At 61.1% G+C, this 13,459-nt stretch carries 14 protein-coding genes (1 of these 14 running past the window's edge); 7 read left to right on the top strand and 7 right to left on the bottom strand.

The window, feature by feature from the left end; genetic code table 11:
* Positions 1 to 17: 17 nt before the first annotated feature.
* From I6L49_RS15690 to blrA, 6 genes are all read right to left on the bottom strand, one after another.
* The gene (locus I6L49_RS15690) at positions 18 to 1,415 is read right to left on the bottom strand and encodes a DUF4832 domain-containing protein (RefSeq protein ID WP_216949888.1); all 1,398 of its coding nucleotides are present in this window, start codon (positions 1,413 to 1,415) and stop codon (positions 18 to 20) included.
* 134 nt (positions 1,416 to 1,549) lie between these two features.
* Entirely contained in the window at positions 1,550 to 2,905 is a 1,356-nt protein-coding gene (gene creD / locus I6L49_RS15685) for a cell envelope integrity protein CreD (protein ID WP_216949887.1), read from the bottom strand.
* A gap of 117 nt (positions 2,906 to 3,022) precedes the next feature.
* A complete protein-coding gene (locus tag I6L49_RS15680; protein ID WP_216949886.1) occupies positions 3,023 to 3,502 on the bottom strand; it encodes a DUF1566 domain-containing protein in 480 nt (159 codons plus the stop codon).
* Positions 3,503 to 3,585: 83 nt separating this feature from the next.
* Positions 3,586 to 4,380: an OXA-12 family class D beta-lactamase gene (gene blaOXA / locus I6L49_RS15675; RefSeq protein WP_216949885.1), complete on the bottom strand. Its 795-nt coding sequence runs from the start codon at positions 4,378 to 4,380 to the stop codon at positions 3,586 to 3,588.
* An 80-nt stretch (positions 4,381 to 4,460) separates the two neighbouring features.
* Positions 4,461 to 5,882 (bottom strand): beta-lactam sensor histidine kinase BlrB, encoded by a 1,422-nt coding sequence (gene blrB, locus I6L49_RS15670; protein WP_216949884.1) that lies wholly within the window; start codon positions 5,880 to 5,882, stop codon positions 4,461 to 4,463.
* A complete protein-coding gene (gene blrA / locus I6L49_RS15665; RefSeq protein ID WP_216949883.1) occupies positions 5,879 to 6,553 on the bottom strand; it encodes a beta-lactam response regulator transcription factor BlrA in 675 nt (224 codons plus the stop codon). Before blrA ends, blrB begins: the two co-directional genes overlap by 4 nt.
* A gap of 122 nt (positions 6,554 to 6,675) precedes the next feature.
* Between blrA and I6L49_RS15660 the strand changes: the two genes are divergently transcribed.
* Together I6L49_RS15660 and glmS are read left to right on the top strand one after the other, a co-directional pair.
* On the top strand, positions 6,676 to 7,449 hold the full coding sequence (locus tag I6L49_RS15660; protein WP_005355851.1) for a DeoR/GlpR family DNA-binding transcription regulator: 774 nt from the start codon (positions 6,676 to 6,678) through the stop codon (positions 7,447 to 7,449).
* A gap of 56 nt (positions 7,450 to 7,505) precedes the next feature.
* Positions 7,506 to 9,338, top strand: coding sequence for a glutamine--fructose-6-phosphate transaminase (isomerizing) (gene glmS / locus I6L49_RS15655; protein WP_005355853.1), 1,833 nt, complete (start codon positions 7,506 to 7,508; stop codon positions 9,336 to 9,338).
* A 61-nt stretch (positions 9,339 to 9,399) separates the two neighbouring features.
* Here the strand turns inward: glmS and I6L49_RS15650 are convergent, their stop codons facing one another.
* On the bottom strand, positions 9,400 to 10,176 hold the full coding sequence (locus I6L49_RS15650; RefSeq protein WP_005357256.1) for a LuxR family transcriptional regulator: 777 nt from the start codon (positions 10,174 to 10,176) through the stop codon (positions 9,400 to 9,402).
* Positions 10,177 to 10,386: 210 nt separating this feature from the next.
* On the opposite strand from I6L49_RS15650, the gene I6L49_RS15645 reads away from it, so the two are divergent.
* The 5 genes in view from I6L49_RS15645 to I6L49_RS15625 are tightly spaced (each overlapping or abutting the next) and all read left to right on the top strand, a layout consistent with a single transcriptional unit that may run on beyond the window.
* The gene (locus I6L49_RS15645; RefSeq protein WP_005357258.1) at positions 10,387 to 11,148 is read left to right on the top strand and encodes a DUF3450 domain-containing protein; all 762 of its coding nucleotides are present in this window, start codon (positions 10,387 to 10,389) and stop codon (positions 11,146 to 11,148) included.
* Positions 11,145 to 12,449 (top strand): MotA/TolQ/ExbB proton channel family protein, encoded by a 1,305-nt coding sequence (locus I6L49_RS15640; RefSeq protein ID WP_216949882.1) that lies wholly within the window; start codon positions 11,145 to 11,147, stop codon positions 12,447 to 12,449. Before I6L49_RS15645 ends, I6L49_RS15640 begins: the two co-directional genes overlap by 4 nt.
* The gene (locus I6L49_RS15635) at positions 12,446 to 12,976 is read left to right on the top strand and encodes a MotA/TolQ/ExbB proton channel family protein (RefSeq protein ID WP_216949881.1); all 531 of its coding nucleotides are present in this window, start codon (positions 12,446 to 12,448) and stop codon (positions 12,974 to 12,976) included. The genes I6L49_RS15640 and I6L49_RS15635 overlap by 4 nt, the downstream gene beginning before the upstream one ends.
* On the top strand, positions 12,973 to 13,374 hold the full coding sequence (locus I6L49_RS15630; RefSeq protein WP_005339369.1) for a biopolymer transporter ExbD: 402 nt from the start codon (positions 12,973 to 12,975) through the stop codon (positions 13,372 to 13,374). The genes I6L49_RS15635 and I6L49_RS15630 overlap by 4 nt, the downstream gene beginning before the upstream one ends.
* Positions 13,371 to 13,459, top strand: the 5' portion of a protein-coding gene (locus I6L49_RS15625) for an energy transducer TonB (protein WP_108611844.1). 574 nt of this gene lie beyond the right edge of the window; only the first 89 of its 663 coding nucleotides appear in the window; it begins with the start codon at positions 13,371 to 13,373; its stop codon lies off the right edge, out of view. The genes I6L49_RS15630 and I6L49_RS15625 overlap by 4 nt, the downstream gene beginning before the upstream one ends.

Here is a 13,459-nt window from a genome sequence, read left to right as displayed (position 1 = left end):
GCGGGAGCCCTCTTGCGTTACTGGATGTCGATCTCGGCCAGACGATACCAGCCACTCTCTTCCAGACCGGCAATACCGAGCTGCAAAGCGGGCTGCTTGTCCTGACCGATGAATGCCAGCTCGAGATAGTAGTGACCGCGTGCCATCCGGCCCGGCAGGGTCAGGCTGTCGCGAGTGGTAGCCTTGCTGCCCGGGATCCAGCGGGTCATGTCGTTGCGGGTCACCAGCATGGCGCCGACCTGCCCTTCCTCGTTGACCAGCCGGTAGGTGAGCGGCCAGTTGCGATAGGCCGGCGCTACCCCGTCGTTGTGCCAGTCGCCGTTGAGGGTAAGGGTAGCCCCCGGCTTCATGGTTCCCTTGAGGGTCAGCTGGTCCAGCACGATGCGATAGCCCATCTTGCGCAGGGCATTGTCGACGATGGGGCGATATTGGGACGGAACCGGATCCGACTTGAGGTTGATGGTGGAGGCGTGTTGGGCCAGCGCCCAGTCAAAGGTGGCCTTGACCTCCTCCATGGTGTACTGCTGCTGGCCTGGCCACTCGCTCAGCTTGCCGCACACCTCGAAACTGACCGGCGCCCGCTGCCAGCTGGAATCGAAGTTCGCCACATCGGCGCGGGCGCTCGCCAGTCGTTCCGGGTAGGCATTGCGCATGTGACTCCAGTTTTGGGAGAAGTGGTGCCAGTCACCGAGGCAGTCTGCCCGCCAGCCGGCTCCCTTGCCCACGGCATACTCGAACATGGGCAGGTTGTTGATCAGCATCAGCTTGGGGGTTCGCGGAAAAGCGGCCATCTGCAGGTCAACATAGGGTTTGAGCTGCTCGCTGCTGTAGCGCTGCTCCAGCGTCGGGCCGGGGAAGTTGCTCATGTGCCACTCTCCCCATGAACCTATCATGCCGATGTCGACATGACTCAGCGCCGGGTTGCCATCGTAATGGTCTCCCAGCGCCTGGAACAGCCGGGTGGCCCGGGCGAGGAACTGCGGGTCGCTGTAGTCGGGCACAAAGGTCTGGTGGTTGTTCACCCACTCTCCCCGAATCCCCTTGTTGATGAGCCACTCCGGGATCTTGCTGCCAGAGAAGGGCTCATCAAGGGTCATGACCCTGAGGGCAATCGACTGTTTCGGGGTGGCGTGCTGTGCCTGATCGATGGCCCTGTCGATCAGGGCAAAGTTGTATTCGCCCTCCCGTGGCTCCAGCTCGCTCCAGTAGAAGCGGAAGTAGTCGACCGTGCTGACCGGATGTTCAGCCAGAGAGAGGGGATGACCCCAGCTGTTGTGAAACTCTTCGATACCGACGCCGGGATTGTGCAAGAGGTCTTCGACCGGTTCGGGATGAATGGTGAGGGTACCGGCCAGAGCTCCCTGAGCCCATAGCAAGCCGGAATAGAGCAGGATCCTGCCCGGATGCATTTTCATGTGATCGTCCGCCTGTGGAACATGGTTGCATGCTAGGAAATTGGCGGACAAAGGCCCAGCCGGTTCCGCTGTTTTCGAGAAGAACCGACTGAAGCCTTTGTTGTCTAGGTCAGAGATTGACGGAGGTTGTGCCCTCAGTCGTCATTGTCATGTCCGGCTGTGCCGGGCTCGGCAGCCTGTTGCCCCATCACCTGATACCAGTCGAGCTTGCGGGTCAGCAGCATGATCAGCGCCAGGGTGGCGAACAGCAGCAGGGCGCCGAGCAGCAGGGCGATCTCTTCGGCCTGCAGCAGGCTGTAGAGGATGGCATAGACCAGCCCGAGCAGAGCTGCGAAGCCGATCCCCTGTTTCGGGCCACCCAGCACATGACTGAGGTAGAAGCCGTTGAGCAGCACGCTGGCCAGCGCGGCTACCAGATAGGCCCAGCCAAAGCCGAGGTGCTCGGTTAGGGCCAGCAGCACCAGATAAAAGATAGCCAGCCCCATGCCCACCAGCGCGTACTGGATCGGGTGGACCCGCAGCCCCTTGAGCAGCTCGAACATGAAGAAGCTGATAAAGGTGAGGCCGATGAAGAGCAGGGCATATTTGGCCGCCCGTTCGTTGAGCTGATAGTGATCCACCGGCTGCACCAGACTGACGCTGAAGGTGGAGAGATGGCTATCACCCCCGTTCATCATCCGGTTGAAGCGGGTCTCCATGTCGCTGGCGAACCAGCTGGTTTGCCAGTTGGCCTCAAACCCTTGTGGGCTCAGGGTGCGACTGCTCGGCAGAAAGTCACCGATAAAGTTGGGGTGGGGCCAGCTGCCCGCCAGCTGCAGGGTGCTCTCCTTGCCCAGCGGCACTATGTCGAGGGTGTTCATCCCCTGCAGATTGAGCTCCAGATGAAAGGTGCCATCCTGTTGCGGCAGGCTGTCGAGCGGGGCATGGATACCCGCCAGCGCATCACCGAGGCGGGCGCCGGGGGCAAACGGAATCCGCTGTGTGCCGAGTTGCAGTTCGGGGACGCTGTTGATACCGCGGGCATCGGAGAGCACCAGGCTCAGGTAGGGTTTGCCCGCCACCAGCTCGGCCGTTTCACCGAGCGGTGAGGTCGCGTCATTCAGCAGACTCTGCCGGGTTGGCAGGCGGCCCGAGAGGGAGAGCCGGGTCTGATAGACCTGCGCCTGATAGATGCCCAGCTTGCGCGGGGTGACCTCCATGTTGGCCTTGATATCCAGTTGCTCCGGCAGCTGGTAGCGGTAGATCTGCTCCTGACGGACGAAGCGCTTGCCCTCCTGCTCGACCGTCACCGAACGGGTATAGGGCTGCACGATAATGGGCCCCATCAGTCGTTGCGGGCCGCTGCTGCTGGCCATGATGCTGTGAATGGCCTGACTGCGGTAAGCCTGACGCTCCCGGTTGAGCTCCATGATGGATTGCACCGGTACCATCAACAGCAGGCTGAGCAACAGCAGCAGAAATATCTTGTGGGTGAATATCTGTTTGACCATGACACTTCTCCTTGTTTGATGGAGTGAGTCTGTCAGTCCGGTGTGAAGTGGTGATGGGCTTGTGTGAAGTAGCGGTGAACTGTTGAAAAACGGCGCCATCAGGCGCCGTGGGATTGTTCAGGGGCGGGAGCGCACCAGTCGGGCGGCTTGCGCAAAACGATCGGTGTGGCCGTCGATGAGCCCGTGCATAAAGTCGATGTAATAGACCAGTTCCGGCATCTCCTCAATGGAGCTGGAGGTCCAGTAGGGGGCTGCATTTTCCCCGTTGTCATGGATATCGGAGAAGAAGCGCGGGTCTGTCATCGGCGCCCGGCAATTTTCGTCGAGCAGGGTGAAGAGCTCCTCGATGGTGGGGAGTCGCCACCCCTCGCCAAGGCGGGCTGCTTCATCCTTGGCTTCAAGCAGCGTCAGCAGGGCCGGAGTGCCCACGCACCCTTTCCCCTCCAGCCACTGGCTGCCGAGGCTGCACGCCTGCCATTCTAGCTGGTTGAGCCGATCATGGATGACTTCTCCCTGCCGCGTCAGGCGGTCGGAGAGATCACAGGCAGCCAGCGCCATGCTGGCCGGAAGCCAGAGCAGCAATAGAAATAATTTCATGTTTGTCTCGTTTACGAATGGCGGTCAGCCCGTCGCTGGTGGGCTGACCGTGGTTATCGGGGTTTATCTGGCGGGAAGCGAGATCACTGCTTTTTAAGTTGTGCAGGTAGGGCGGCCAGCACCTCCTCTTTCGCCTTGAGGGAGGCGAACTGCTTGCCGGGCTTTTGCACCACGGTATGGACGAAGATCAGCTGCTTGCCCGGTTTGCTGGCCCAGCCGACGAACCAGCCGATCTGCTGATCGCGGTTGAGGCTGCCATCCAGCTTTTTCGGGTAGCCCATGCCGGTCTTGCCGTGGATCTGCCAGCCGTCGATCTCGCTCACCTTGAGGATATTGGCGGTGTACTGCAGGGTTTGCGCCGAGACCGGCAGCTTGCCGCTCACCATCTTGCCGAGGAAGCGAGCCTGCTCCTCCGGACTGATGGCGAGGCTGGAACTGAGCCAGGCCTGGGTCAGACCGTCATGTTTGCCCGGATTGCCGGAGAGATCCCGGTTGCCGTAGTCGAAGCGGTCGACGTATTGCTGGAAGCGCTCCATCCCCAGCCATTCGGTGATCTGCTGGGAGAACCAGACCACCGAGTAGGTTTCCCAGCGGCGCGGGGTAGTGGTTTCGCGCCAGGCGGGTAGCCAGCCGTCATAGCTCGGCTTGTAAGGCAGTGCCGGATGCTCTTCATCCACCAGATAGCCACTGTCGTAACCCATCAGCGCCAGCGGGATCTTGAAGGTGGACGCGGGCGGCAGCTGGCTGGAGCAGTCCCCTTCGCTGGAGAGGGTCTGGCCGTTGCCGTCAGCATAGAGAAAGCAGCCGCTGGCGGCGGAGGCTGGCAGGGCTGCGAGCAGACCGGCAGCCAGCAGGCTGGAGAGAAGCTGGCGGGACATAGCATTTCCTTGAGCAAATGGATGAGAGAAAGCGGCAGTCTAATGCCGCTTTGTGTGGGGAATGTGAAGTTGCGGGGGGACTAGGTGAATGGCAGCCAGAGTTCCGCCAGCGCGCCCCCTTCCGGCCGGTTGCTCAGGGTTAGACGGCCGCCATGCTGGTGGGCCACCTCATGGGCGAAGCTGAGCCCCAGACCACTGCTCTTGCCCTTGTCGGGGCGCGGTAGGGAGTAGAAGCGCTCGAAGATGCGCGGCAGGGCGTAGTCGGGAATGCCGGGGCCGCAGTCGGTGACCCGAAAACAGTAGCCCTCCTCCTGCTGGCTGCCGCTCAGGGTGACTTGCCCGTTGGCGGGAGAGAAGTCGATGGCGTTATCCAGCAGGTTGCCGATGGCCTGCTCCACCAGCAGCGGATCCCACTTCTGTTTCGGCGCGCTGGCCAGCTCGGCCACCAACTCGACCTGACGGCGCTGGGCGATGATCTGGCGGGCGTCGAGGGTGCGCATGCCCAGTTTCGCTGGCTCCACCGACTGGCGATCCAGCCCCTGCCCCGACTCCAGCCGCGCCAGTTGCAGCATTCGCTCGATCAGCTGCTGCATGCGCGCGGTTTCCAGATTGATGTTGCCGATAAACCGTTTGGCGACATCGGGGGGCGGCGTTTCGGCCAAAATCTCCCCTGCCCCGCGAATGGCGGCCAGCGGGCTCTTCAGCTCGTGGGTCAGGCTGTGCACATAGGCTTCGATGTAGCTTTTGCCATCGAGCTGGTGGCGCATGGTCTCCAGTGAGCGGCCGAGCCGATCCAGCTCGACGGTGTGCAGCCTTGGCAGCGGTGCCGCCTCCCCCTTGCTGACCGAGTCGGCATAGTGCACCAGCTTGCCGATGGCGCGGTTGAGCCACCACACCAGCAGGCTGCCGATCAGCAGCGAGATGAGCAGCATCTGGCCGCCGGCCCGCAGCAGCTCCTGTTCCCCCCGCTCGATGGCTGGCATCAGGGTGCGATTGGGTTTGGCGACGGTGAGGGAGCCGATGATCTCCGCCCCCTCCCGCAGCGGCGCCGCCACATACATGGTCGAGCTGGCGGCATCGTCGGGAGCGGTGCGGGTGCTGCGGGCGCCATATTGGCCGCGCAGGGTGCGGTAGACATCGTTCCAGCGGGAATAATCCTTGCCCAGATCCGTGCCGTCGGAGTCGTAAATCACCATGCCCTTCTGGTCAGTGACATAGATGCGGTACTCCGCCTGCTGCTTGAGGTGGCCGTCGATCATCGCATTGATGGGATTCTGGTTGAGGCGGGCGAAGGCGCTGGCCAACCGCCCGTTCATCATATTGCCCTCTTGCAGATCATCGAGCGCCAGCGGTGCCAGCAGCTGGGTCATGTCTACCAGAGTATCCTCGGTGGCGCTGCGCACCCCAGGTTTTATCTCCTCGACGAAGATCTCCAGCACGAACCAGGCGGCCAGCGCGAAGATCAGCAGCAGGCCGCACAGCAGTTGCAATCCGAGTCTCATGCCAGCTCCAGGCTGTAGCCCAGCCCGCGATGGGTGAGGATCAGGTTGGCTTCGGGATCATGTTCGCGCAGCTTGGCGCGGATGGTCTTGATATGGGTATCGACGGTGCGATCCAGGCTCTCTTCCGCATCCTGCCACACCAGATCCATCAGCTGTTGGCGGGAGTAGACCCGGCCCGGCGCCAGCATCAGGGTCTTGAGCAGCAGATATTCGTAGCGGGTGAGGGCCAGCGGTTGGCCGCGAAAATGGATGCGGGCCCGCTCCTCATCCAGTACCAGCAGGGCGCTGGGCTGGGGGGCGACGGGCTGACTGCGGCGCAGAATGACCCGCACCCGGGCACACACTTCCCGTGGCGAGAAGGGTTTGGCCACATAGTCGTCGGCACCGATCTCCAGCCCGATCAGCCGGTCTATCTCCTCGCTGCGGGCGGTGAGGAACATCAGGGGGATATCGGTCAGCGCCCTCACCTGCTTGCAGAGTTCGAAGCCGCTGATGTCGGGCAGCCCCACATCGAGGATCAGGAAGTCGGGTCGCGTCTGTTCCAGTCGTGTCAGCAACTGCAGGCCCAGCATGAACCACTCCACCTCGAACCCGTCGGTCTGCAGGGCATAAATCAGGGTGTCGGCGATGCTGGCCTCATCCTCCACCAGCCAGATGACTCTCTTTTGCATGGCATCCTCGTCGCAAATTGGCACCCCATTCTGGCATCGAACCAAATCGGATCCTATTTGCTGTTTTATTTTTCCGAAAAAGGGGCTAATATTTCGATGTTCTTTCGAATCGAAACTTAAAAATGACCAAACGTAATACTCAACAACGCCGCCACACCATAGTGACCCTGGTACAAGAGCAGGGTGAAGTGAGCGTCGACGCCCTCGCTAAACACTTTTCTACCTCCGAAGTGACTATCCGTAAAGATCTGGCGGTACTGGAGACCGGCGGTCTGCTGCTGCGCCGTTACGGTGGTGCTGTCCCTTTGCCGAGCGAGATGGTGGTCGAGGTCAACCCTGAACAAGTTTCGAACCGAAAGTTAGCCATTGCCCGTGCGGCGGCCGAGCGGCTGCGTGATCACAACCGCGTCATCATCGACAGCGGCAGCACCACCAGCGCCATGATCCCCATGCTGGGCAACAAGCGCGGCCTCATCGTGATGACCAACTCCCTCAATGTGGCCGGTGCCCTGCGCGAGCTGGAAAATGAGCCTACCCTGTTAATGACCGGTGGCACTTGGGACCCTCACTCCGAATCCTTCCAGGGGCAGGTGGCGGAACAGGTGCTGCGCTCCTACGACTTCGACCAGCTCTTTATCGGTGCCGACGGTATCGACCCGGAACGTGGCACCACCACCTTCAACGAGCTGGTGGGCCTGTCGCGGGTCATGGCCGAGGTATCGCGGGAGGTCATTGTGATGGTCGAATCGGAAAAGATCGGCCGCAAGATCCCCAATCTCGAACTTCCCTGGTCGAGCATCCATACCCTGGTGACCGACGAGGGGCTGGCCAGCGAGGCCAGAGAACAGATTCAAGCCCAGGGGGTGACGCTTATCTGCGCCCCGGTCACTTGCTGACATCGAGCTCTGAACCATCCAACTGACTTTACGATTTGCATCTCAAGGAGAAGTGTATGTGTGGCATCGTCGGGGCTGTTGCCCAACGTGATGTGGCTGAAATTCTGGTAGAGGGCCTGCGCCGTCTGGAGTACCGCGGTTATGATTCCGCCGGTGTGGCCGTGTTCAGCGCCAACCAGCCGTTGCAGCGGGTTCGCCGTCTGGGCAAGGTGGCCGAGCTGGCCAAGGCGCTCGACGAGCAGTCCGTTCATGGTGGTACCGGCATCGCCCATACCCGCTGGGCCACTCACGGCGAGCCCTCCGAGCGCAATGCCCACCCCCACGTCTCCGAGCATATCGTGGTGGTACACAACGGCATCATCGAGAACCACGAAGAGCTGCGGGAAGAGTTGAAGGCGCTGGGCTATGTGTTCAGCTCCGACACTGACACCGAAGTGATTGCCCATCTGGTCCATCACGAGCTGAAGAGCGCCGGCAGCCTGCTGGCCGCCATGCAGACTGCGGTGAAGCAGCTGCGCGGTGCCTACGGTACCGTGGTGATGGACAGCCGCGACGACAGCCGCGTGGTGGTGGCCCGCTCCGGTTCACCGCTGGTGATCGGCCGCGGTATCGGCGAGAACTTTATCGCCTCCGACCAGATGGCGCTGCTGCCGGTGACCCGTCGCTTCATCTTCCTGGAAGAGGGTGATGTGGCCGAAGTGACCCGTCGCGATGTGCATATCTTCGATACCAACGGTAACGCCGTGGTGCGTGAAGAGCAGGAGTCCGAACTCTCCCACGATGCCGGTGACAAGGGCGAATACCGTCATTACATGCTCAAAGAGATTCACGAGCAGCCCAAAGCGATCACCAACACCCTGGAAGGGCGTCTGGGCAGCGATCACGTGGTGGTCGAATCGTTCGGCAACGGTGCGCGCGCCATCTTTGACAAGGTCGAGCACGTGCAGATCGTCGCCTGCGGCACCTCCTACCACTCCGGCATGGTGGCTCGCTACTGGTTCGAAGAGATCGCTGGCGTCTCCTGCGATGTGGAGATCGCCTCCGAGTTCCGCTATCGCAAATCGGTAGTGCGCCCCAACAGCCTGCTGGTGACCCTCTCCCAGAGCGGCGAGACTGCCGATACCCTGGCGGCGCTACGTCTGGCCAAGGAATCCGGCTACATGAGCTCGCTGGCTATCTGCAACGTGCCGGGCTCCTCGCTGGTGCGCGAATCGGATCTGGCCTTTATGACCCGTGCCGGTGCCGAAATCGGCGTGGCCTCCACCAAGGCGTTTACCACCCAGCTGGCTGGCTTGCTGATGCTGGTGGCCTCGGTCGGTCACTGTCGTGGCCACCTGAGCGCCGCCGCCGAAGCCGAACTGGTCAAGGCGCTGCAAGCCCTGCCGCTGCGTATTAAAGAGAGCCTGGCACTGGCCAAGGATATCGAAACCCTGGCCGAAGAGTTTGCCGACAAGCAGCACAGCCTGTTCCTCGGTCGTGGCAGCCAGTACCCCATCGCCATGGAGGGGGCGCTCAAGCTCAAAGAGATCTCCTATATCCACGCCGAAGCTTACGCGGCTGGCGAGCTGAAGCACGGCCCGCTGGCGCTGATCGATGCCGAGATGCCCATCATTGTGGTGGCGCCAAACAACGATCTACTGGAGAAGCTCAAGTCCAACGTGGAAGAGGTGCGCGCCCGTGGCGGTATCCTCTACGTGTTTGCCGATGCCGATACCGGCTTCAAGAGCGACGAGACCATGCGGGTCATGAACCTCAACCATGTGGAAGAGGTGATCGCCCCCATCGTCTATACCGTGCCGCTGCAGCTGCTCTCCTATCACGTTGCCCTGATCAAGGGGACTGACGTCGACCAGCCGCGAAACTTGGCAAAATCGGTGACCGTTGAGTAAGTCACTTTCTGAAATGAAAAAGAGCCGCAATTGCGGCTCTTTTTGTTGCTGCTGCTGAGGGTTACGACAGCCGCAGGTTGGTGATGGTGACCTCGTCGAGGGAGGGCACTATGATGCCGCTGGTGATCCCCTTGGCGATGGCCTGACTGCGGTTCTTCGAGTCGGTCTTGTTGGTCACCTGGGTCAGGTGGAAGTTGACCGTCCGCTCACTGATGCCGAGGATGGTGGCGATCTCCCAGGAGGTCTTGCCCTCGCTGGCCCAGAACAGGCACTCCTTCTCCCGATCCGACAGTTCGGTCAGGTATTTCATCATATCCGGTCTGCTTTTGATCAGTTGCAGCGCGGAGTTGAAGATATAGCTGGCGCAGAACGACAGCAGCGGGACATTTTCAAACATCAGGTCGGAGTTGGATTTCTCCTTGGTGATGAATGAGAGGATGCCGTGCTCCCCCTGCGGGGTGTGCAGCGGAAAGGAGACGCCATTGCGTACACCGAAATCGGCGGCCAGGTTCATCACGTCGCGGCTGGCGCTGGGCAGCCAGGGCGAGTCGCAGTCGAGCTTGTTCCAGAAGATCGGCTGGGTCTGTTTCAGCCCCAGATAGACCACCGGATCCTGGGTCAGATACTGGTTTTCGCTGTAGGCGTCAAACCAGGTGGTCGGACAGTTGTTGAACAGCGCCACGTGGGATTTTTGCATGCTGATGGGGAAAATAATCAGCAGCCGAAAGTAATCAAAGCCCATTTGATGACTGAAGCGCTCCAGCAGTTGCTGGATATCGCTGGTTTTTGTTGCCTTGGTGAACTTGTCGATATGTTCCCAGATCGCATCGTTGAGCATTACTTTCTCCTTTTTCGATCTCTATCACACTGATCGAAAAGATTTTTTATCGTTATTTATATTTGTGCGGTGGCTATTGGCGCCACTTATTCCGTGCGTGCTTAAAAATTATCCTGTTTTTGTGCATAAAGGCCAAGAAAATCCTCTCGTTGCCAGTCCGCCCTGCATTTGAGATAATGATAATAGTTATCATTAGTAAGATGTATTTCAATGAACAAATTATGGGGTGTGGCCCTGCTGCCACTGTCAGTCCACTTTGCTGCCATCGGGGATGAGCTGGTTGCTCCCGCCCTCAAGAACAGCATAGCTGCCGGGAAAGCTTCCCAGCAGCGGGTGGAAAAAGCCGCCGATGCCGCTGTTGCCGCACGACTGGAGCTGCAAAATGCTCAACTGCAACTGCGTGACCTCGAAGCCTACAACCGCTACATGCAATCTCTGGTGGCCGATCAGCAAAATGAGTTGGGTAAATTGAGCCAGCAGCTGGAAGCGGTGCAAGAGACCCGTCAGGGCTTGATCCCGCTGATGCTGCAGATGCAGGCAGATCTGGAACAGCTGGTGCAAAACGACATCCCGCTGCGCAAGGAAGATCGGCTGGCGCGGGTTGAACAGTTGAAAGCGACCCTGGCTCGCGCAGACGTTAGCGAGGCAGAGAAATTCCGTCAGCTGCTGCAGGCCTATCAGATTGAAGCCGAGTACGGCAGCCGGATGGACAGCTATTCCGCCGAGCTGGAGCTGGATGGTGCTCCGCGTCGGGTCGATGTGCTGGCGCTGGGTCGGGTCTCCCTGCTGGCAATGACGGCCGATCGCAGTCAAGCATGGCGCTGGTCCGCCGAGGCGAAGCAATGGCAAGCCCTCGATAGCCAGTGGCTCTCCCCTATTGCCGAGGCGATGGATGTGGCCGCCGACAAGAAAGTTCCCCAGTTGCTCAATGTCCCCCTCTCTGTCAGCCGCAGTCAGGAGGCCCAATCATGAGAGTCACCATGAAGTGGTTCCCCCTCCTTATTGCCCTCTCCTGCGGTACCAACGCTGCTGTCGCCGATGAGTGGCAGCAGCAGGAACAGGCTCGTGAACAGCAGGCTCAGCAAGACCTGGCGACCGTTGCCAAGGAGCTCGGCACTGCCCGCGCCAGACTGGCCGAGGCCCAGCGCTTGAGCAAGGAGCTGGCTGGCAAGTTCGCCAGCAACGAGAAGCAGCTGGTCGAGCTCAACGCCCAGTGGGAGCAAGCCTCCGGCGACATGAACGAGATCTTCGCGGTCACCCGTCAGGGCGCCAGCGATGCGGTCAAGCTGCTGAGCGAATCCGCCGTCGAGGGCCAGTACCCGGAGCGTCTCGCCCCGCTGAAAGCCATGGCACAGGATAAACAGGTGCCGGATCGCGCCGCCCTCGCCCTGCTGCCCGCCACGCTGCTGCAGGAGATCCGTGAATCTGGCCGGATTGCCCAGTTCAACGGCAAGGTGCTCGATGCCCAGGGGGCTGCCAGCGAGCAGTCGCTGACCCGGGTTGGCAGTTTTGCCCTGCTGGGGAGTGACGGCTTCCTGCAACCGACAGCCGAAGGCTTGAGCCCGGTACTGGGTCTGCCCGGTAGCGTGCTCTCTGCCGTTGCGGCTTATCAGGGTCAGGAAGGGGAAGCGCTGCCGCTGGATCCTTCTCATGGCACTCTGCTGGCGATGCTGGCACAGGCGCCCACCTTCTGGCAGCAGGTACAACAAGGTGGTCAGGTCGGCGCCATTATCGTGCTGCTGGCCGCCATCGGTTTGGGTATCGCTGCGGTACGGCTGTGGAGCCTCTCCCGCGAACTGAGTCGGGTGCGCCGCCAGCTCAAGAGCGGCGAGTATCACGCCGACAACGCCCTCGGCCGGGTACTGACAGTGGCGGACAAACACCCCGAGCTGAGCATGGAGACCCTCGAGCTGCGTCTTGATGAGGCGATCCTGCAGGAGACTCCTCGCATGGAGCGCGGCATCGGCATGGTCAAGGTAATCGCGGCCATCGCCCCCATGCTGGGTCTGCTCGGTACCGTAACCGGGATGATCGGCACCTTCCAGGCCATCACCCAGTTTGGTACCGGCGATCCCAAGATCATGGCGGGCGGCATCTCCATGGCACTGGTCACCACGGTACAGGGTCTGGTGGCGGCCATTCCGCTGATCCTGGCCCACAGCCTGCTGCAATCGCGCTTCACCGAGCTCTCTAATGTGCTGGAGCAGCAAGTAGCCGGCATTCTGGCCGAGCGCGCCGAGAGCAATAACGGCGGGATGGAGCGAGCAGCATGATGCTCGACATCTGGCAACAGCTGCAGAGTTTCATGGGCCGTGGCGGCCCGGTGCTCTGGGTCATTCTGGCCCTGCTGGTGCTGATGTGGATTTTGATGATCGAGCGGTTGCTCTACCTCAATCTGGGTTTTGGCCCCCTGCAGCAACAGCTGCTCGGCCGCTGGCAGGCCCGCAGCGAGCGCCACAGTTGGCACGCCCGAGCGATCCGCAGCCGCTGGCTGGCGCAGGCGGAGCTGGAACTGAACCGTCATCTGATCTTCATCCGCACCCTGGTGGTGCTCTGCCCCATGCTGGGGCTGCTGGGCACTGTGACCGGCATGATCGGCGTATTCGATGCGTTGGCCGCGGCCAACCGCTTTAACCCGGAGAGCATGGCGGGCGGGATCTCTCGTGCCACCATCCCCACCATGGCAGGCATGGTGGTGGCGCTCTCCGGCGTGTTGTTACTCAGTCGGCTCGAGAGTCAGGCCAAGCGTGCGCTGGCCAAGACCCGGGACGGCATGCGAGAAGAGAAGGTAATGCAATGAGACGGCAATCCAAACGCCAGCGTGACGAAGTGCAGATCGACATGACTCCCATGCTGGATATCGTGTTCATCATGCTGATCTTCTTTATTGTCACCACCTCCTTCGTGCGCGAAGCCGGGCTCGAGGTGCACAGACCCCAGGCCAGTCAGGCCAAGGCGCAGAAATCCTCCAGCATCATGCTGGCGATCGGGGCTCAGGGTCAGATCTTCCTCGACCGCAAGCAGATCGATGTGGAGCGGGTGCAGGCCACCATCGCCCGTCTGCTGGCGGAGCAGCCCGATGCCAGCCTGGTGATCCAGGCCGACGAGCGAGTGCCCCATGGCAAGGTGGTGCGGGTGATGGATGAGGCCAAGGCGGCGGGTATCGCCAATATCGCCGTGGCGGTGGCGCCGAAATGAAATACAAGCTGATGAGCCTGGGGCTGGGGATCGCCCTCAGTCTGGGCATCCTGCTGTTCATGGCCACGCTGGTTGAACCGCCCCG

It is taken from the genome of Aeromonas sp. FDAARGOS 1419 (genome assembly GCF_019047045.1).
GTDB lineage: Bacteria > Pseudomonadota > Gammaproteobacteria > Enterobacterales > Aeromonadaceae > Aeromonas > Aeromonas veronii.
This window is presented reverse-complemented; position numbering and strand designations above follow the sequence as displayed.

Excerpts from the sequence above, each read along its gene's own strand:
- I6L49_RS15640 (WP_216949882.1), top strand. The coding sequence starts at position 11,145 with ATGAGAGTCACCATGAAGTGGTTCCCCCTCCTTATTGCCCTCTCCTGC.
- I6L49_RS15690 (WP_216949888.1), bottom strand. The coding sequence starts at position 1,415 with ATGAAAATGCATCCGGGCAGGATCCTGCTCTATTCCGGCTTGCTATGG.
- I6L49_RS15630 (WP_005339369.1), top strand. The coding sequence starts at position 12,973 with ATGAGACGGCAATCCAAACGCCAGCGTGACGAAGTGCAGATCGACATG.
- I6L49_RS15635 (WP_216949881.1), top strand. The coding sequence starts at position 12,446 with ATGATGCTCGACATCTGGCAACAGCTGCAGAGTTTCATGGGCCGTGGC.
- glmS (WP_005355853.1), top strand. The coding sequence starts at position 7,506 with ATGTGTGGCATCGTCGGGGCTGTTGCCCAACGTGATGTGGCTGAAATT.
- blrA (WP_216949883.1), bottom strand. The coding sequence starts at position 6,553 with ATGCAAAAGAGAGTCATCTGGCTGGTGGAGGATGAGGCCAGCATCGCC.
- I6L49_RS15660 (WP_005355851.1), top strand. The coding sequence starts at position 6,676 with ATGACCAAACGTAATACTCAACAACGCCGCCACACCATAGTGACCCTG.
- blrB (WP_216949884.1), bottom strand. The coding sequence starts at position 5,882 with ATGAGACTCGGATTGCAACTGCTGTGCGGCCTGCTGCTGATCTTCGCG.
- I6L49_RS15645 (WP_005357258.1), top strand. The coding sequence starts at position 10,387 with ATGAACAAATTATGGGGTGTGGCCCTGCTGCCACTGTCAGTCCACTTT.
- creD (WP_216949887.1), bottom strand. The coding sequence starts at position 2,905 with ATGGTCAAACAGATATTCACCCACAAGATATTTCTGCTGCTGTTGCTC.
- I6L49_RS15680 (WP_216949886.1), bottom strand. The coding sequence starts at position 3,502 with ATGAAATTATTTCTATTGCTGCTCTGGCTTCCGGCCAGCATGGCGCTG.
- blaOXA (WP_216949885.1), bottom strand. The coding sequence starts at position 4,380 with ATGTCCCGCCAGCTTCTCTCCAGCCTGCTGGCTGCCGGTCTGCTCGCA.
- I6L49_RS15650 (WP_005357256.1), bottom strand. The coding sequence starts at position 10,176 with ATGCTCAACGATGCGATCTGGGAACATATCGACAAGTTCACCAAGGCA.